This window comes from Micromonospora halotolerans (assembly GCF_032108445.1).
Taxonomy (GTDB): Bacteria; Actinomycetota; Actinomycetes; order Mycobacteriales; family Micromonosporaceae; genus Micromonospora; species Micromonospora halotolerans.
The window spans coordinates 6,496,073-6,513,726 of sequence record NZ_CP134876.1 but is presented as its reverse complement, the minus strand read 5'-3'; the positions used below and the strand labels follow the sequence as shown (position 1 = coordinate 6,513,726).

The following is a 17,654-nucleotide window of genomic DNA, read 5'->3' as shown; positions in this document are numbered from 1 at the left end:
ATGCAGGTAACACGCCGTCGTCGGCGTGTGGAGAAGGACCAGCTCGCCCTTCTCCGTCGACGCCTCGGCCGCCGGCTACCCCTCGTCACGGCAGGCGCCACCGCTGTCGTCGTCGCCGCCGGCACCGGCATCAGTTTCGCCCAGACGCACCAGTTCGGCACCGACCAGGTGGGCCAACTGACCGACAAGGGCCTGGTCGTGTCCGACGACCAGTACATCAACCCGATCGGCGAGCGCCTCGTCATCAACCCTGGCAAGATCATGTCGTCGTCGGTCAGCCCGGACGGCACCCACCTGGCGGCCTCGGTCACAGACGGTGGGATGGCGCTGGCCATCGTGGACCTGAAGACCTGGAAGGTGCAGCAGCTCGTCGGCAACAACGCCGCGGCGAACCTGCGCATCAGCGGCAACGACGTGGGCCAGGAGGGCCCCACGTACTCGCCCGACGGCTCCCAGCTGTGGCTGGGCCAGGCCGACGGCTACCGGAAGTTCACCGTGAACCCGGACGGCACCCTCGCCAACCCCACGTTCATCCAGATTCCGCAGGACGGACCCAAGCGCGCGCTGGTGGCCGAGGCGGTGTTCTCGACCGACGGCACCACCGTGTACTCCGCGGTCAACGGCCAGAACCGGGTGGTGGCCATCAACGCGGCGACCGGCGCCATCCAGCAGAGCTGGACCGTGGGCAACGCCCCCCGTGACATGATCAAGGTCGGCAGCAAGCTCTACGTCGGCAACGAGGGCGGGCGCCCGGCGAAGGCCGGCGACACCACGATCAACTCCTACAACACCCAGGTGCCGGCCGACCCGGTGACCGCTGCCACCACCACCGGCACGGTCAGCGTCATCGACCTGGCGAACCCGGCAGCTGCTGTCGCCACCATCGATGTCGGCCTGCACCCGACCGCCCTGTACGCCAAGAACGGGGCGCTGTTCGTCACCAACACCAACAGCGACGACGTGTCGGTCATCGACACCGCGAGCAACAAGGTCGTCCAGACCATCGCCACCCAGCCGTGGCCGGAGGCGACGGTCGGCTACCAGCCCAACGCGGTGACGCTCACCGACGACGGTCACCTGCTGGTGACACTTGGCCGCGCCAACGCCGTCGCCGTCTACCGGTACACAACCCCGCTCGAGCCGGTCAGCTACGTCGGCCTGCTCCCGACCGACTACTTCCCCGCGGAGATCACCACCGTCGGCAACGACGTGCTGCTGTCCAACACCCGTGGCATCGACGCCCGCCGCCCGAACAACCCCGCCGGCCACGGCACGCACGACACGACATCGAGCCTGCAGCGGTTCACGCTGCCCAGCGACAAGGACATCAAGTCCGAGACCGGCAAGGTCTTCAGCCAGAACGGCTGGACCGGCGGCTCGGTCAAGCTGGCCAAGGGCAGCACGGCGAAGGCCGTGCCGGTCCCGCAGCGGCTCGGTGACCCCTCGACGATCAAGCACGTCTTCATGATCGTCAAGGAGAACCGGACCTACGACCAGGTCTTCGGTGACGACCCGCGGGGCAACGGCGACCCGTCGCTGGCGCAGTTCGGCGAGAACGTGACGCCGAACCAGCACGCAATGGCTCGGCAGTTCGGGCTGTACGACAACACCTACGACATCGGCACCAACTCGGCCGAGGGCCACAACTGGCTGATGCAGGCCGACAACCCGGAGTACACCGAGTCCACCGCCGGCGAGTACATCCGCAGCTACGACACCGAGGACGATGCTCTCGGCCACCAGCGCACCGGCTTCATCTGGACCGGCGCGCAGGCGGCGGGCAAGACCGTGCGGGACTTCGGGGAATTCCACCAGTTCCTGAGCAAGCCGGCCGGCTCGAGCTGGCAGAACCTGTACTGCGACACCAAGAACATGGCCGCGACCGGGCAGGACACCGCCTACCGCATGGTCTCGTCCTCGCCGATCCCGTCGCTCAACAGCGTGTCGGTGTCCGGCTTCCCGAAGTTCGACACCGGCGTCCCGGACATCTACCGGTACGAAGTCTGGAAGCGTGACTTCGAGAAGAACGGGCCGGCGAACCTGAACATGTTCTGGCTGTCCAGCGACCACACCGGTGGCCCGCCGAACGCGGCCGCTCAGGTCGCCGACAACGACCTCGCGGTCGGCAAGATCGTTGACACCATCTCGCACAGCCCCTACTGGAAGGACTCTGCGATCTTCGTGGTCGAGGACGACTCCCAGGCCGGCCTCGACCACGTCGACGGCCACCGCGCCCCGATCCAGATCATCAGCCCCTGGGCCCAACGCGGCGTCGTCGACAACCACTACTACACACAGATCGCCATGATCCGGACCATCGAGCAGATCCTCGGGATCCACCCGATGAACCAGAAGGACAGCGCGGCCAGCCCGATGCGTCAGGCGTTCATCACGAAGCCGGACCTCGCGCCGTTCACCGCACTGCCCAACCGGACCTCGCTGACCGCGGGCCTGGCCACCCCGCCCGCCTGCGGCGTGGACACCCCCGCGCCGCAGAACCCCCTCGCCGCGGCCGCACCGTCGGCGACCGTACCGGCGGACAAGCAGCAACTGGCGGCGCAATGGGACGAGTGGAAGTCGCACCAGCGGCTGACCGGGCCCGACGCCAAGCCCGACTACGCGAACCCCGCGCAGATGAACCATTTCACCTGGTACCAGACGCACGACTGGAAGAAGCCGTACCCCGGCGAGGCCAAGATCTTCGCGCCGGAGGACGTACCGGGCGCCTACATCCCGTCGCCCGAATCCGACGGCTGACACAGGCCGATCCCGTCACAGGGGCCCCTGACCGGCGTCACGGCCGGCCAGGGGCCCCGTCCATTACCTGCGCTTACCCCGAGAGCAAGGAGTCCGTGGGGGAGCGGCGGGCGCCTGCTGTGCGGGTCAGCGGCCGCCCAGGGAGCGCCCGTTCTTGGCCAGCTCCCACCGGGTCGCCGTGGCCACCTGCTCGCCGGTGATCCGGTCCCCGTCCGCCCCCAGGTAGGCGGCGGTCAACGCCGCCGCGGCGATCCCGCCCCCGGGCAGGTCCACGGCGGCCAGCCGCTCCGGGTCGACGTCGGCGGGCACACCGGCCGGGAACGCGCGCCGCCACAGGGTCTCCCGGGCCGCCCGGTCCGGGTACGGGAAGGTCACCACGATCCGCAGCCGGCGCAGGAACGCCTGGTCCAGCACGGACCGGGCGTTGGTGGTGAGGATGGCCAGCCCGGTGAACGACTCCATCCGCTGGAGCATGTAACCGACCTCCAGGTTGGCGTACCGGTCGTGGCTGTCGCGTACCTCGGTGCGCTTGCCGAACAGAGTGTCCGCCTCGTCGAAGAGCAGCACGGCCGCGCCGTCCTCGGCGGCGTCGAAGACCCGGCTGAGGTTCTTCTCGGTCTCGCCGATGAACTTGCTGACCACCTGGCTGAGGTCGACCACCACCAGGTCCAGGCCCAGCTCCTGGGCGATCACCTCGGCGGCGAGGGTCTTGCCGGTGCCGCTCGGCCCGGCGAACAGGGCGGCCGTGCCGAGACCGCGGCTGCTCCGCTCGGCGAACCCCCAGTCGTGCAGCACCCGGGTCCGGTGGTGCACGGCGGCGACCAGCGACCGCAGCTGCGCCACGTGGGTGTCGGGCAGCACGAGGTCGGCCCAGCCGGCGCGGGGCCGCACCACCCGGGCCTGCCCTCCGTAGCGGCTGCGGGAGCGGGCCCGGCACGCCTGCCACAGCGGCGTGCCGGCGGCGGCGTCCCCGGCGGCCAGTTCCAGGTCGGGCAGGGCCAGGTCGAACACCCCGGCCACCGCGGCCGCCTCGCCCGCCGCCCGGTCGGCCAGGTGCCGGTCGAGCGCGGCGTCCAGCGCCGCCGCTCGTTCCGCGATGGGCAACCGGGGTACGCCGACCAGCACGCCGTCGGCCAGCACGGTGTCCACGGCGCCGAGCACGGCGACCGGCGCGGGCAGCGTGCCGAGCGCGCGGATCAGGGCGCGGGCGTCCTCGGGGCGCGCCCCGTCGGCGTCGAACGCCCAGGCGGCCGGCGCGAGCAGGCTCTCCCGCCCGACGAGGCGCAGCAGCCGGTCCCGGTCGCGTACCGCGGAGGGCAGGTCGGCCACGGCGACCAGCCGCAGCTCGCGGCCGGCGGCATCGGCCGCGGCGGCCGCGAGCACCGGCAGGTTGGCCGGCTGCGGACCCTGGAGCACGGCGGGGCGGCCGTGCTCCCAGACGGTGCGGATGGTCGCGGCGACGGCGGCGAACGCGGGCGGCAGCCCGGCGGGTGGCGGGACGGGCCGGGCCACGGCGGCGAGGTCGGGCTCCAGGTAGCGGACGCCCATCAGGTGGTGCAGCACCCGTTCCTCGGTGACCAGCGGGCTGCCGGTCGGGGTGTCCGGGTCGAGCAGGCGCACCAGGTCCCACCGGCGCAGCGGCCCGTCCGGGGTGAGCGCGCTCCAGTGCGGGCCGGGCAGCGCGGCCAGGGCGAGGCCGAAGGTGGGTCGGGGCTGCCCGTGCGCGGCGGTGAGCTCGTCGGCCACCTCGCCGGCCAGCTCCGGGCCGGTGGCCAGCAGCAGCACCGCCCGTTCGAAGCCGGTGAGCCGCAGCGCGGCGGCGAGCGCGTCGAGGGCCGTGGGCCGGTCGAGCAGCGCGCGGGCGGCCGCCAGCCGCCCCTCGGCCGCCGCGAGGTCCGCCCGATCAGGTTCCCCCGGGTACGCGACGAGCCGTACCCGCAGCACGTCCAGCTCGGCGACCAGCGCCAGCCGGTTCGCCTCGTCCCACGGCACGGCCGGCGGGCCGGCCGGGCGGGCCCGGTGGTCGGCGGCGGTCACGGCACGGTCAGGGCGGGCGCGCCGTAAACCTCTCCGACCAGGTCGGGCAGGCTGTCGACCCCGTCGACCTGCACCCGGACCAGCCAGTCGCCGGTGGGCACGTCGCCGGCGGCGAGGGGGAGCCGGTCCTGCGGGGTGGCGTCCGGGGCGAGGGGGGCGAGCCGGACGGCCAGCGCGTCCGGCTCGCCGGCCGGGCCGGGGGTGAGCCGGGTGAGCAGGACCGTGGCGCGCTGCCAGGGCATCAGCGGCGGGTCGACGCCGAGCATGATGTCGGGCGGGCCGTCCACCACCGAGGCGGTGGGGCGGACCAGCAGCGGTAGCGCGTTGGAGCCGGCGGTGACGCGGGCGGGCGTGCCGCCGGTGGCCGGGGTGACGTGCGCGACGCGGACGCCGTGCAGCCCGGCCGGCACGGTGCCGTCGAGGGTGACGGCCAGGGTGGTGTCGGTGCCGCCCGGCTCCGGGGTGAGGACGGCCGGTCCGACGTGGACCCGGGTGGCCTGCCCGGGCCGGCCGCGCAGCCCGGCGCCGCGCAGCTCGACCCGGTCACCGGTGGCGGCGGTCCCGCCGGGCGGGTCGGTGACCAGGGCGGTCAGCACGGTGGGGCCGCCGGGGAGGACGGTGACGGTCCGCTGGCGCACCGGCAGGGCCCGGCGCGGGGTGACGTCCGCCTCGACCAGCGCGGCCGTCGCCAGGTACGTCTGGGAGAGCTGGTGGGGGGTGGCGAAGGTGGCCCACAGCTTGGACATCTCCTCCACCGACAGCGTGTACGGGGCGACCTTGACCCGCTCCACCTGGTCGGCCAGGTCGGATTCGGCGAGGAAGGCGGTCGGCACGTCGTCGGCGTACAGGTCGATGGCGGCGGTGACCAGGTCCCGGGTGAGCGTCGGGGTGACCGCGAGGGCCAGCACCGCCCGGCCGAGCAGCCGCTGCGCGTCGAGGGATTCGGCCTCCCCGTAGCAGGTGAGCAGGTAGTACAGGTCGAGCGCGGCGACCGGCCGGCGGGTGAAGCCGCCGTCGCGGCTGCGGGTGGGCAGGTCGGTGAGGTTCCAGGCGTGGTTGGGGCGCACGTCGTACAGGTAGATGTTGATGCCGGGCGTGGAGACCAGCGTGCTGTCGGAGAGCTGGTTGGGGCGCAGGGTGGTGACGGTGGCGCCGCCGACCGGTCCGGGGTGGGTGGCGTCGAGGGCCCGTTCGAGCACGTACCGCAGGGTCGAGGTGACCGCGGCGATGGCCAGCCCGTTGCTCATCGGTCCTCCCGGCGGCGGGCGAGGTACGCGGTGTGGTCCACCGTGGACGGTGGTGGGCCGGGCGGCGCGGGCGGTGGCGGTGCGGGCGCGCGGGTGACCACCACCCGGTCGATGTGCAGGTGCACGTCGCCGGCCGGCGGCGCCTCCCCGGCCGGCGCGGGCGGGGTGGGCGCGGGACGGATCGGGCCGGTGCGCACCTCGGCGGTGCCGGGCCGGGGCGGCGCGCCGGCCCGCCCCGGTCGGTCGACGAAGACGAGGCGCTCCCCGGGTTCCACGGCGCGGCGGGCGATCAGCGCGGGGGCGAGGCGTTCCCGCAGCAGCCGGGCCAGGTCGGGCGCGGCGGCGCGTACCGGGGCGGGGGCGGGCCGGCGGGCGGCGGGCGCCGGGGCCGGCGGCGCGGGCGGGACGACGGCGGCCGGCCGCGCGGGTTCTGCTGCCGGGCTCGCGTCAGGTGGCGGGGCGACCGCCGGGGGAGCGCCCGTGGTCGGACGGGCGGAGTCGGGCTCGCGGCCTGCCGGGCCGTCCGGCTCGGCCCGTGCGGCGCTCGGGCGCGGCTCGGCCGGGGCGGCCTCGGATGGCGTGGCCGGCGGCGTCCGGTCGGCGTCCGACCGGTCCCCGACAACGGCTGCCGCCCGCGCTGGTGCCCTCCGGCCGGGGGGTGGGAGAGGCAGCGCGGCCGGCCGGTCGGGGATGCGCCGGGCCGGCGTCGGCCCCGGCGCGGTCGGACCCACGTCGGCCGGCGCGTCGACGGGCGGGTCGGGGAACGTGGCCTCGAAGGGCTGCGGGGCGCGGAGGCGGACCAGGGGCTCCCGGCCGGTGGCGCGCTGCGCCATCCGGGCGAAGAACCCACCGTCGCCGCTCACACCGCCCGCCTCGCCGCGAGGGCCAGGTACGCGCGCCGCCGCCCGGCGGGCAGGCCGAGGATGTCGGCCTCGGCCCAGCCGTAGGCGGCGGCCAGGGTGGCCACCTCGGCCAGCACGGCCGGGGCGCGACCGGCGACCCGCTCGCACAGCAGCTCGGCCACGTCCAGCGCGGCGACCACGGTCTCCCCGCAGCCGGGGCAGCGGGTCCGCAGCACCACGGCCGCCGCGCCGGCCAGCTCCTCGGCGGCGGCGTCGACGGCCCGGCGCTGGTCGGCGGTCAGCTCCGCGGGGGCGACGGGCCGGTCGGCCGCGTCGCGGACGCAGCGGGCCAGCAGCGTGCCCAGCGGGTCGCCGGACCGCCCGGCGGCCAGCAGGTCCCGGGCGGTGGGGGCGCGGACCCGCAGCGCGCCGCCGGCGACCGTTCCGGTGACCCCGGCCGGGAGCCCGGCGACCGGCTCCAGGGGCAGCGCCACGTCGAGGACCTCGCCGCAGCCGCAGGTGAGCACGGCGTCGACCGGATCGCCGAAGCTGTCGACGCTCAGCCGGGCGGCGAGCGCGGCGACCGTCCCGACCGGCAGGTCCAGGGCGGCGTCGAGGTCGGGGAGGAGCCCGGCGGCGTGCAGCAGCACCGGGCCGCGGGCGGCCGGCGGGGCGGTCGCGGCGGCCTCCCAGACCGCCAGCAGCCGGCCGGGGTCGTCCAGCGTGGTCATCGCGGTCAGGGTTCGACGAAGGACGGCTCGGCGGGCTCGGCCACCGTGTAGTCGCGTTCCCAGCCCTCGTTCTCCAGCTTGATGCTCTGGATGGCCACGGCGTTGGCGTTCGCGTCCAGTTCGGGCAGCGCGACCCACTCGGACACCCAGCATCGGTAGACCTTGTACGCGATGACCAGCTGCCCGGCCTCGTTGTACATCTCGATGATGATGTCCTTGCGGAAGTCCGCCAGGGACGTCTCCGCGCCCAGCCCGGAGCCGTAGTTCCACACCTTGTTGGCCCACTGCTCGAAGTCCGGGTCGTGGGTGACGCCGCGCTCCAGCACGATCGCGTCGTACTCGGTGCGCCCCGGCGACTTGCGGCTGCTGCTGGGGTCGCCGCCGTGCCGGTGGGTGACCACCTCGGTGCTCCGCTTCAGCGTGCCGATCTTGCTGATCCCGGCGACGTATCGCCCGTCCCACTTCGCCCGGAACTTGAAGTTCTTGTACGGGTCGAAGCGCTGCGCGTTGACCGTGAACTCGGCCATGCCCGCCCCTCCTAGGTCGCCGCGGCCGCGGTCCGCTGCTGGATGCCGATCACCACGAACTCGGCTGGCTTGACGGCCGCGAAGCCGACCAGGATGTTCAGCACCCCCCGGTCGATGTCGTACTGCGTGGTGGTCTCGCTGTCGCACTTGACGAAGTACGCCTCCCGCGGGGTGCGGCCCTGGAAGGCGCCCTGCCGGAACAGGTCCTGGAGGAACCCGCCGATCGACGCCCGGACCTGCGCCCACAGCGGCTCGTCGTTGGGCTCGAACACCACCCACTGGGTGGCCCGCACCAGCGTCTCCTCCAGGAAGAGCGCCAGCCGCCGCACCGGCACGTACCGGTACTCGTCGGCGAGCAGGTCCGCGCCGCGCAGCGTCCGCGCGCCCCAGACCAGCGTGCCGGTGGCCCGGAAGGTGCGCAGGCAGTTCACCGCGTACGGGTTGAGGGCGCCGTTCTCGCCGTCGGTGAGCGCGAGCGCCGGCCCGGTCACCCCCGCGAGGGCCGCCTCGACGCCGGCGGGCGCCTTCCACACCCCGCGCGCCGCGTCGGTGCGGGCCATCACGCCGGCGACCGCGCCGCAGGGCGCGAACTCGCGGACCGCGCCGTCGCGCAGCGGGTCGGGCCGGCGGACCCGGGGGAAGTAGAGGGCGCCGTTGCGGCCGTTGGCGGTCAGCCCCCGCGCGCCGAGCCAGGTCCGGATCGTGTCGGCGGTCTCGGTGGGCGGCGGGTCGACCAGCAGGAAGGCCCGCTGGCGTACGCAGAAGTCCAGCGCGTCGGCCCACACGGTGTCGTCGAGGGCCTGGTCGGGCACCGACGGCGGCAGGCAGAGCAGGGTGAACAGGTCGGCGTCGCGCAGCGCGTAGATGCCCTGCTTGGTGCCCTCCAGCGCGCCGCCGTCGCTGTACTCCGCGGCGGTCAGGTGGGTGCCGTCGGTGCCGGTGGCGGCCGGGTCGGCGGTGTCCACGTCGTAGCCGCCCGCGTCGGGGCGGCCCGTGCCGGGCAGCGCGGGCGCCGCGCCGACGCGGACCAGCCGGGACGCGGCCAGCACGGTGTCCACCCGGCGCGGCCCGTCCACCAGGGTCACGTTCGGGTACGTCTCGATCAGCACCGGGTTCTCCGCCGGGCCCTCCCGCACGGTCAGGTGGAACAGTTCGTCGGCGTCCACCCCCTGCTGGTCGGCGACCGTGGTGGCCTCCTCGCCGCTCGCGTGGGTCACCTCGGCGTGCAGCCCGTTGCCCCAGCCGCCCGGTCCCACCGCTTCGAGGGTCAGCGCCCCGTTGAGGTCGAGCTGCGCGCTGGTGGCGTCGCGGGCCAGCCGGACGATCACGGCCTGGTTGCCGCCGTTGAGGTAGAAGTCGCGCACCGCGTAGCCGAGGCCGCTGTCCCGCCACAGGCCGCCGAAGGTGCGCTCGAACTCCGCGTACGAGGAGATGGCCACCGGCACGTCGACCGGGCCGCGCAGCGCCCGCCCGACGAACGCGGCCACGGCCGTGGCGACGCCGGTGATGGTGCGACTGCCGCCGGGTATCTCCTGGATGTACACGCCGGGATGGCTGAGCGTTGCCGCCATGACGACTCCTCGACTCCGCAGGCGTGCCGTACGCCGCTGGCGCGACTGTGCCGCCCGCCCGTCACCGCGCCGTCACCCGGCCGTGTCGGCCCGGGAAAGGATGAGCCAGATCGTCACGGACGACATGCCGTTCCTGGTGGACTCGGTGACCGCACGCAGCGGCTGCGGACGTTTCCGGGTCAACCACGTTCGAGGACGGGGCGAAGCTGGGTCCAGCCGAGGAATGCCCGGCGGACTCACCAGCTCGACTGCCGGCTACCCCGCCCGGCCGGTGTGAACTCGCAGGCGGAGGCCGGGCGCAGTACCCGGAGCTGTTGCCGTCGACGGGGTCGACGCGCCGCCGGGCCTAGGCTGACGACGGAGGTGACCCATGACGCGATGGGTCCGGAGAGGAGCGACGACAGCCATGACCGTACTGCCTGCGGCGCCGTCGCCGCAGCCGCCCGCCGACCCGGGTGGCACCAGGGCCATGTCGCTCGCCGTGGTCTTCCTGGCCGCGTTGCTGGTGGCCAGCTGGACGGGGTTCATCGTCTGGCTCAGCACCCACCAGCTGGCCGACGCCATCCTCCGTGGCGGCATGGCCTTCGCCGGCGCCGTCGGGCTCAGCCTCGCGGTCTGGACGGCGTACCGGCAGAAGTGACGATCGGCGGGCCCCGGGCTTCTGCCTGGGATCCCCCCGGGCAGCTGTCCCGGTGACGCGGCGGGCGACGCGCCGGTGACGAGCAGGCCGCAGGCTGGGCGAGCCCACGCACCAACCCCCGTCCGGAGGCGCTCCCGTGACAGCCGTTGACCCCGACCGCGGTGGGGTGGTGGTCGTCCGGGTGTGGTTCGAGGACGGGCCCGACGAGCTGGCCTTCCGCGCCCTGGTGACGAGCTGCGTCGACCTGGTCGGCGGCCGGTCGGAGAGCCGGGCGGTGACCTCGCCGGACGCGGTCGTCGAGGTGGTGCGCAGCCGACTGGTGGAGATCCTCGCCGGTCACCGAGCGCGGTGACGCCCACCGCCCGACCCAGGGAAGGCACATGACCGAGAAGATCAACTGGAGCCTCCAGGTCCGCGTGGCCCACGGCCCGCAGATCGCGGCCACCGGCGTCGTCGACGTCGAGGCGTACGACAAGGTCTCGGTCGAGATCGCGGCCGGGGAGAGCCAGCAGGTGGACCTGGTGCCCGCCGGCACCGAGCGGGTCGGCATGGTGCTGATCGTGCCGGCCACGCCCAGCGCCGACCTGTCGTACGAGATCGACGGCACGGCGATCGCGCTCGACGGCGCGCACGCCTTCCTCGGTGCCGGGGCGGCCCGGCTGCTCGGCGCGGACCCGGCGAGCCTGACCTTCACCAACGACACCGCCGAACCGGCCCGGCTGGACATCCTCGTCGGCCGGGACGTCACCCCGTGAGGGCCGCCGCGATGTGACGCCGGGGTGACGCACCGCGTTCTACCCTGCCGGGACCAGGCCCGCGGCGCAGGGAGGTCCCGGATGACCGCCGACTTCGTCGACGCCCTCGTGGCCGACCAGCCGGCCGGGTCCGGTCCGGTGCTGCGGCTGCTCGGCGACGTCCGGGTCAGTCACGGTTCCCGCTGGTACGACGTGCCCGAGGGCAGCAAGCGGCTGCTCGTCTACGTCGCCCTGCACCGCCGCCGCCTCGACCGCGGCCACGCCGCGGCCACCCTCTGGCCGGACGCCCCGGACGCGCGCGCGGCCGGCAACCTGCGTTCGGCGCTGTGGCGGCTCAACCAGGCGCACGTCGGGCTGATCGGGGTGGACCGGCACCACCTGGCGTTCCGGCCCGGCGTGCTGGTCGACATCGACCTCGTCACCGCCTGGGCCGGCCGGCTGATCGCGGGCCGCCCGGCCGGCGCCGACCTGTCCGCGCTGCCCACCGGCGGGATCCTGTTCGACCTGCTCCCCGGCTGGTACGACGACTGGGTGCTCACCGAACGGGAGCGGGTCCGCCAGCGGGTGCTGCACGGGATGGAGGCGATGAGCCGGCACCTCCTCACCACGGGCCGCTGCGCCGAGGCCGTCGAGGTGGCGCTGACCGCCGCCGGCGCGGAGCCGCTGCGGGAGAGCGCCCAGCGGGTGCTGCTGGAGGCGCACCTGGCCGAGGGGAACTGGGTGGAGGGCCGGCGCGGCCTGGACACCTACCGCCGGCTGCTGGCCCGGGAGCTGGACATGGAACCCGATCCCTGCCTGGACGAGCTGCTGGACGCCTACCCGCGCGCCCGGCCGGCGGCCACGGCCGACCGGGAGCCCGCCTCCTCGATCAGCGCCATGAGCTGAGCCGACGGCCGCACCCCCAGCTGCTCGGCGAGCAGGCGGACCACCAGGTCGGCGTGGCGCAGCGCGTCGCTGACGTTCCCGTCGGCCAGCAGCGCGGTGAGCACCAGCCGGTGGCCGCTCTCCCGCAGCGGGTCCGCGGCGACCGCCTCCAGCGCCCAGCCCAGCCCGGCGGCCGGGTCACCGGCCCGGATCGCCGCCCCGGCGGCGTCCTCCAGCGCCCGCAGGGCCCGGTGCCGCAGCAGCTCCCGGTGCATGAGCACCCAGTCGTCGTACCAGCCGGGGAGCAGGTCGGGGCAGCCGTCGGCGGCGTACCGGCGCAGGAACGCCGGGTCGATCGGACCCCGGCCGGCGAGACAGCGGGTGTCCACCGTCACCCCGCCGGTCAGCGCGAGCGCGCCGGTGGAGTCGGTGAGCAGGCCGGGCGCGGCCTTGCGCAGCCGCCACAGCGCCGTCCGCAGGTCCGCCGAGGCCCGTTCCTCGGGCTTGTTCGCCCACATCGACCAGGCGGTGCGCGCCCGGTCCGACGCGCCGCGCACGGCCAGGAAGGCCACCAGCCGCTGCGCGGTCGCCGGCAGGGCGACCGGCTCGCCGTCCTGGTCGAGCGCGAAGCGGCCGAGCAGCCGCAGCCGCCAGCCGGCCCGGTGTGGGGGTACGGCCTCCGGCGCTGTTCCCGTGGTGATCCACACGTCGGCGCTCCGCTCTGTCGGGGTGTGGGCGGAGGGACACCTCTCGAATACCGCAGCTCGCGGGTGCCCGGGAACGGGCCTGTCGGTGGCCGGACATCCCGTCCGACCGGAGGGTCCGGCGCGCGGCATGATCGGCGGCGGAGACCGGCCGAACGGCTGCTCCGGCAGGATGCGCGCGCAGGGCGGAAGCAGTCGGCAAAGTCGTTGGCGAACCGTGTGGGCTGGCCTATGGTGGGCGGATGTACCCGGTCGGGCTGTCCGCGACCGCCGTCACCACGGCGGCGTTCGCTGCTGCCCGCCGCCGGCGTCCCGAGACCGTGCCCGCCCGTCCGGCGGGCAGCCGTTCCGTCGCGCCCATCCACGGCCTCCCGAGCCCGATCCCCACCGACCGTGGCCCACCCGGATCCCCCTTCATCCGCGTACGGCCACCCAGGGCGAAGCCATCCGGCTTCGGCCTTTTTCTTTTTCCTGGAAGGGGATCCAGATGGGCACCGACCTGCACGACGACCGACTCACCCGGTTGCGGGCCACGCTGACCGACGACTTCGCGGCGCAGACGGCCCGGTTGACCGAACTCACCGCGGACACCGGCGACCCGGGCGAGGCGCACACCCGCGCCGCGCTGATCGCGGCCACCCGGCAGAGCCTGGGGGAGATCGGCGACGCGCTGCGCCGGATGGCCGACGGCGGCTACGGCCAGTGCGAGCGGTGCGCCACGCCGATCCCGGTGGAGCGCCTGGAGGTGGTGCCGCACGCCCGCTTCTGCGTGCCCTGTCAGCAGAAGCAGCGCTGACCGGCTGGGCACCGGGCCGTCACCGCACGGCCCGGCGCTCCGGCAGCCGACCACCGAGCCAGTCCAGCAGGACCCGCTCGTAGTCCGGGCTGACGCCGGCCAGGTCGTCGCGTCCGTCGAGGGTGGGCGCATGGTCGCAGCCGGCCAACCGGGCCACGGTCAGCTCCGCGTCGCGTGCGGCGCGTCGCCACACGGCCAGGCTCTCCTCGATGGGGGTCCAACCGTCGGTCTCGCCGTAGCAGAGCAGCACCGGACCGGACAGCTTCGCCAGGACCGGCTCGGGGTCGAAATCCATGTCGGCCCAACTGCCCGGGGTGTCGGGCAGCTCGCGGGGCAGGTATGTGAGCGGGAACCAGGGTCGCCGCACGGCGACGTCCAGCTCCGCCTGGGCGGTGGCCCGGGGCACCTCGCCGCGCAGGAACCCCTCCGCGACCCCGCGCAACCGGTCCAGTTCGGCGAGGTCGGCCGTGCCGTACCCGTGCCGGCGCAACTGCTCGGCGGTGCCGTAGCGCATCTGCGCGGCGGGGCTCACCCCGCTGCATCCGACCAGCACGAGGAAATCGACCGGGTGTCGGGTGGCGGTGAGGGCCGCCGTCCACGCGCCCTGGCTGAAACCCCACAACCCGACCGGAACGTCCCCGACGTGCCCGCGGAGCACGTCCAGGGCCGCCGCCGCGTCGTCGGCCTGCCCGGCCAGCGGCACGTCGTGCCCGTCCACCCGGGGACGCCGGTCGTACCGCAGCACCGCGATCCCGGCCGGAGGCAGCAGCCGGGCCAGGTGCTCGTACAGGAAGTACGACCGCCGGTCGGCGTGCGATCCGTGCAGCACCACCAGGCCGCCCCGGAGCGGCCCGGCCGGGAGGCCCAGGGTGGCGGACAGCTCGAGCCGACCGACGTGCAGCTCCATGCCGGCAGTCAACCATGCCGCACGCCGTCGGGCCGCCCCGTGGATCCGCCCTCGTCCACGGGCTGCGTACGCTGGCCCGGTGACCCGTCGTGATCGTGGAGACCGCCGATGACCAGCCCGCGTAGCGTCCGCCCCGCCCGTCCCGCCGACGTGGCCGCCCTCGTCGACCTGGTCGAGTCGGCGTACCGCGGGGAGCGCAGCCGGGCGGGCTGGACCACCGAGGCCGACCTGCTCGCGGGGCAGCGGACCGACCCGGACATGGTGGCCGAGGCGGTGTCGAGCCCGGCCGGGACGGTCCTGGTGGTTGAGGACGGCACGGAGATCGTGGCCTGCTGCCACCTGGAGCGTCGCGATGACCACGTCTACTTCGGCATGTTCGCGGTGGCCCCGGGACGGCAGGGCGGCGGGCTGGGCCGGGACCTGCTGGCCGAGGCCGAGCGGCACGCGCGGGAGCGGTGGCACAGCGGCGAGATGCGGATGACCGTGATCACGCAGCGGGAGGACCTGATCGCCTGGTACGAGCGGCGCGGCTACGTCCGCACCGGCGAGCTGAGCCCGTTCCCGTACGGCGACGAGCGGTTCGGCGTGCCCCTGCGACCGGATCTCGCATTCGAGACCCTGCGCAAAAAGCTCGGCTGAGCCGCGCGGCGCGGCGTCAGGCGCCTGCTAGCCACGCCTTCCGTCGAGCCGGATCGTCCACGGCTGCACACTGTCGACCTGGAGATGCGTCTCGCTCCACGGATCGCGGGCGAGGGCAGCGCGGACGACGTCTTCAGACTCGGCGTCGACGACGAGCACCACCCTGTGCTCGTCCGCCAGCGGCCCGCCCAGGACGACGAAGCCCGCATTCAGCAGCTCGTCCATGAACGCCGAGTGGGCGGGCCAGTCGGACTGCTCTTCCATGGGCCGTGCCGGGTCCCACCGCGGGCCGGATCGCCGAAGCAGGACGAGGAACATGGCCACACCACGGACAGTACTGCACGGGGCAGCTCGCAGGGCCCCGCGGAATCAGCCGCCACCGCTCGGGAACCTCAGACGCCCTTCGCTCCGTCGATGGCTTGTCGCAGCATGTCGGCATGCCCGTTGTGGCGGGCGTACTCAGCGATCATCTGCAGGTAGACGTAGCGCAGCGACGCCACGTCCTCGTCGGGAAACGTGAAGGTGTCGTCCATCGAGGCCGTGGCCACGGCCTTGCGGGCGAGTTCTGTCTCCTCGATCAGTACGGCGTAGTCCGCTTGAGCGCTCGCCGGGTCGGTGCCCTCGAAGTCGCCGTCGCGCCAATCCGCCGTGGAGTAGAGCGCCTCCAACGGTTCGCCGCGGAACAGCATTCGGAACCAGGTGCGCTCCACCTTGGCCATGTGCCGGAGCAGACCGAGGAGCGACAGGTTCGTGAAGGCCAATGGCGCCCGCGCCAGTTGTTCGGCATCAAGGCCGGCGCACTTGTGCAGCAGCGTGGCGCGATGCCAGTCGAGAAGATTCCGGAGGTGGTCGGCCTCCGGTGCGATGAGGATGTCACTGGGACGGCTCACCTCGGGGGCGGTCCAGGTCATCCGGCAATGGTGCCACGTACTGCGGCCCCAGCAGCATGTGGTGCGCCCGCAGGATCGAGGAGTCGGATCGCGTTGCTGCCGTCCGGGCGACTGCGCCGTCGAGATCGACGCCGCCGGCCAGCACCCGGCCCCGCTACCCACACCGTCAGCTCTCGCTGGTCGCGGACGAGCATCGCCGCGGCTGCGGTCGGAACGGTCAGCCTCCCGGGTCAGGCCCGGGGCGCCGACTCCGGCGGCGCGTCGGCGAGTTCGGCGATCACCTCGGCGTGGCAGCGCTCCGGCACGCACCAGCAGCCGAGCCGGCGCCCGCGCAGGTCGGGCAGCAGCGCGAGCAGGTCGGGCCGGCCGAGCAGGTACGCCCGGTACTTCTCGATCACCTCGTCCCGGGTGCCGTCGGGGCCGGGCCGGAACGGGCTGGACAGCGGGGACTGCGGGAGCCGCCAGCCGCCGCGGGACATGGCCCGCCCGACGTAGACCACGTCGGCGTACTCCGGGTCGTCGCGGTGGCCTTTGAGGTTGACGACCGTGGTTGCCCGCATGCCTACGCTCCTCCCTCGTGGCACCAGTGTGGCAGCACCCGGTGGGTCAGCCGTCGGTCGCGGGTGGTGGGCCGGTGGAGTCGCGGACGATCAGCGTGTGCCCCGTGGACCGTCGTCGCGGCCGCGTCGACCTCGGCTTCAGCGCGAGGGTCAGCGCCATCCGCCCCATCTCGGTCATGGGCAGCCGGACCGTGGTGAGGCTCGGCGCCAGGTCGGCGGCGACGGACACGTCGTCGAAGCCGACCACCGACACGCGCTCGGGCACCGGGATGCGCCGTGACCGCAGCACGGACAGCACGCCGATGGCCATCGCGTCGTTGAGCGCGATGATCGCCGTGGTCTCCGGGTGGTAGTGCAGGATCCGCTCGGTGGCCACCCGGCCACCGTCGCGGGTGAAGTCGGAGTGGACGACGGCGAGGTCGTCGGGGGAGTGCCCGTGCGCGGTGAGCGCGGCGGTCACCCCGGCGAGCCGGTCCGCCACGGTGGTCAGGCCCGGGGTGCCGGCGGCGACGGCGATCCGCCGGTGGCCGAGGCCCAGCAGGTGGGCGCCGATGTCGCGGCCGCCGGCCTCGTTGTCCGGCACCACCGCGTCGACGCCCAGGGCGTGCCGGCCGATGACGGCGACCCGTCCGCCGGCGCGCTGGAAGCCGGCGAGTTCGGCGCGCGCCTCGGCCTCCACGCGCGGGTCGTCGTAGCCGGAGCCGGCGATGAGGATGATCCCGACCTGCTGGGCGATGAGGTGTCGCAGCTGGCGCAGCTCGTTCTCGGGGTCGCGTCCGGAGTGGGCGATCTGGACCAGCAGGCCCTGCTCGGCGGCGACCTGGAGGACGCCGCTGGCGATCTCGGAGAAGTACGGGTCGTCGATCTGGTGGACGATCAGGCCGACGGTGGTGCTGGCGCCGCCGGCGAGGGTGCGGGCGTAGGGGTTGGCGACGTACCCGAGTTCCAGGGAGACCTGGCGGACGTGCCGCGCGACCTCCTCGCTGACGCCCTCCCGGCCGGCGAGGGCACGGGAGGCAGTCGCCAGCGACACGCCGGCGCGCTCCGCCACGTCGACGAGACGCAGCCGTGGTCCGGGTCGGGGCATGGGTAACTCCTGGCAGGCATTGATCCGCACCGCGCTCTTGCGTGTGGCGTAGGGCACAGCATAGGGTACGAAAGCGCTTACGTAAGCGCTTTCGTAAGCG

20 protein-coding genes are annotated in these 17,654 nt (G+C 74.3%); 8 read left to right on the top strand and 12 right to left on the bottom strand.

What is annotated here, in order from left to right:
• Positions 1-2,757, top strand: coding sequence for a bifunctional YncE/alkaline phosphatase family protein (locus tag RMN56_RS30530; RefSeq protein WP_313721323.1), 2,757 nt, complete (start codon positions 1-3; stop codon positions 2,755-2,757).
• 126 nt (positions 2,758-2,883) lie between these two features.
• Here RMN56_RS30530 and RMN56_RS30525 read toward each other — a convergent pair whose 3' ends face one another.
• The 6 genes from RMN56_RS30525 to RMN56_RS30500 are packed head-to-tail and all read right to left on the bottom strand — an operon-like array spanning position 2,884 to position 9,712.
• Positions 2,884-4,794 (bottom strand): ATP-binding protein, encoded by a 1,911-nt coding sequence (locus RMN56_RS30525; protein WP_313721322.1) that lies wholly within the window; start codon positions 4,792-4,794, stop codon positions 2,884-2,886.
• Positions 4,791-6,041, bottom strand: a complete 1,251-nt coding sequence (locus RMN56_RS30520) for a Pvc16 family protein (RefSeq protein ID WP_313721321.1) — start codon at positions 6,039-6,041, stop codon at positions 4,791-4,793. Before RMN56_RS30520 ends, RMN56_RS30525 begins: the two co-directional genes overlap by 4 nt.
• Positions 6,038-6,904, bottom strand: a complete 867-nt coding sequence (locus RMN56_RS30515; RefSeq protein ID WP_313721320.1) for a hypothetical protein — start codon at positions 6,902-6,904, stop codon at positions 6,038-6,040. The genes RMN56_RS30520 and RMN56_RS30515 overlap by 4 nt, the downstream gene beginning before the upstream one ends.
• Positions 6,901-7,614, bottom strand: coding sequence for a hypothetical protein (locus RMN56_RS30510; RefSeq protein ID WP_313721319.1), 714 nt, complete (start codon positions 7,612-7,614; stop codon positions 6,901-6,903). Before RMN56_RS30510 ends, RMN56_RS30515 begins: the two co-directional genes overlap by 4 nt.
• Positions 7,615-7,619: 5 nt before the next feature.
• A complete protein-coding gene (locus RMN56_RS30505) occupies positions 7,620-8,141 on the bottom strand; it encodes a phage tail protein (protein ID WP_091261579.1) in 522 nt (173 codons plus the stop codon).
• Between the two features lie 11 nt (positions 8,142-8,152).
• The gene (locus tag RMN56_RS30500; protein WP_313721318.1) at positions 8,153-9,712 is read right to left on the bottom strand and encodes a phage tail sheath family protein; all 1,560 of its coding nucleotides are present in this window, start codon (positions 9,710-9,712) and stop codon (positions 8,153-8,155) included.
• Here RMN56_RS30500 and RMN56_RS32815 point away from each other — a divergent pair.
• From RMN56_RS32815 to RMN56_RS30480, 5 genes are all read left to right on the top strand, one after another.
• Positions 9,648-9,989 carry a hypothetical protein gene (locus RMN56_RS32815; protein WP_376787343.1) on the top strand — a complete coding sequence of 114 codons (342 nt, stop codon included), beginning with the start codon at positions 9,648-9,650 and terminating at the stop codon, positions 9,987-9,989. The genes RMN56_RS30500 and RMN56_RS32815 overlap by 65 nt on opposite strands.
• A gap of 129 nt (positions 9,990-10,118) precedes the next feature.
• Complete coding sequence (locus RMN56_RS30495) at positions 10,119-10,352, top strand: hypothetical protein (protein WP_313721316.1); 234 nt, start codon at positions 10,119-10,121, stop codon at positions 10,350-10,352.
• Between the two features lie 136 nt (positions 10,353-10,488).
• Entirely contained in the window at positions 10,489-10,704 is a 216-nt protein-coding gene (locus tag RMN56_RS30490; protein WP_313721315.1) for a hypothetical protein, read from the top strand.
• Between the two features lie 28 nt (positions 10,705-10,732).
• Positions 10,733-11,107 (top strand): hypothetical protein, encoded by a 375-nt coding sequence (locus RMN56_RS30485; protein ID WP_091308430.1) that lies wholly within the window; start codon positions 10,733-10,735, stop codon positions 11,105-11,107.
• Between the two features lie 81 nt (positions 11,108-11,188).
• A complete protein-coding gene (locus RMN56_RS30480) occupies positions 11,189-11,992 on the top strand; it encodes an AfsR/SARP family transcriptional regulator (RefSeq protein ID WP_313721313.1) in 804 nt (267 codons plus the stop codon).
• Here RMN56_RS30480 and RMN56_RS30475 read toward each other — a convergent pair.
• Complete coding sequence (locus tag RMN56_RS30475; RefSeq protein WP_313721312.1) at positions 11,923-12,678, bottom strand: AfsR/SARP family transcriptional regulator; 756 nt, start codon at positions 12,676-12,678, stop codon at positions 11,923-11,925. The genes RMN56_RS30480 and RMN56_RS30475 overlap by 70 nt on opposite strands.
• 484 nt (positions 12,679-13,162) lie before the next feature.
• On the opposite strand from RMN56_RS30475, the gene RMN56_RS30470 reads away from it, so the two are divergent.
• A complete protein-coding gene (locus tag RMN56_RS30470; protein WP_313721311.1) occupies positions 13,163-13,471 on the top strand; it encodes a TraR/DksA family transcriptional regulator in 309 nt (102 codons plus the stop codon).
• 19 nt (positions 13,472-13,490) lie between these two features.
• Here the strand turns inward: RMN56_RS30470 and RMN56_RS30465 are convergent, their stop codons facing one another.
• Positions 13,491-14,378, bottom strand: a complete 888-nt coding sequence (locus RMN56_RS30465) for an alpha/beta hydrolase family protein (RefSeq protein WP_313721310.1) — start codon at positions 14,376-14,378, stop codon at positions 13,491-13,493.
• A 108-nt stretch (positions 14,379-14,486) separates the two neighbouring features.
• Between RMN56_RS30465 and RMN56_RS30460 the strand changes: the two genes are divergently transcribed.
• Positions 14,487-15,017, top strand: coding sequence for a GNAT family N-acetyltransferase (locus RMN56_RS30460; RefSeq protein ID WP_313721309.1), 531 nt, complete (start codon positions 14,487-14,489; stop codon positions 15,015-15,017).
• Positions 15,018-15,044: 27 nt separating this feature from the next.
• On the opposite strand, the gene RMN56_RS30455 is transcribed toward RMN56_RS30460, so the two are convergent.
• The 4 genes from RMN56_RS30455 to RMN56_RS30440 form a co-directional block, all read right to left on the bottom strand.
• A complete protein-coding gene (locus RMN56_RS30455; RefSeq protein ID WP_376787342.1) occupies positions 15,045-15,335 on the bottom strand; it encodes a YciI family protein in 291 nt (96 codons plus the stop codon).
• Positions 15,336-15,409: 74 nt separating this feature from the next.
• Complete coding sequence (locus RMN56_RS30450) at positions 15,410-15,928, bottom strand: DinB family protein (protein ID WP_313721307.1); 519 nt, start codon at positions 15,926-15,928, stop codon at positions 15,410-15,412.
• Positions 15,929-16,137: 209 nt separating this feature from the next.
• The gene (locus tag RMN56_RS30445) at positions 16,138-16,467 is read right to left on the bottom strand and encodes a DUF4326 domain-containing protein (RefSeq protein WP_313721306.1); all 330 of its coding nucleotides are present in this window, start codon (positions 16,465-16,467) and stop codon (positions 16,138-16,140) included.
• Between the two features lie 46 nt (positions 16,468-16,513).
• Positions 16,514-17,554 carry a LacI family DNA-binding transcriptional regulator gene (locus RMN56_RS30440; RefSeq protein WP_313721305.1) on the bottom strand — a complete coding sequence of 347 codons (1,041 nt, stop codon included), beginning with the start codon at positions 17,552-17,554 and terminating at the stop codon, positions 16,514-16,516.
• Positions 17,555-17,654 lie beyond the last annotated feature (100 nt).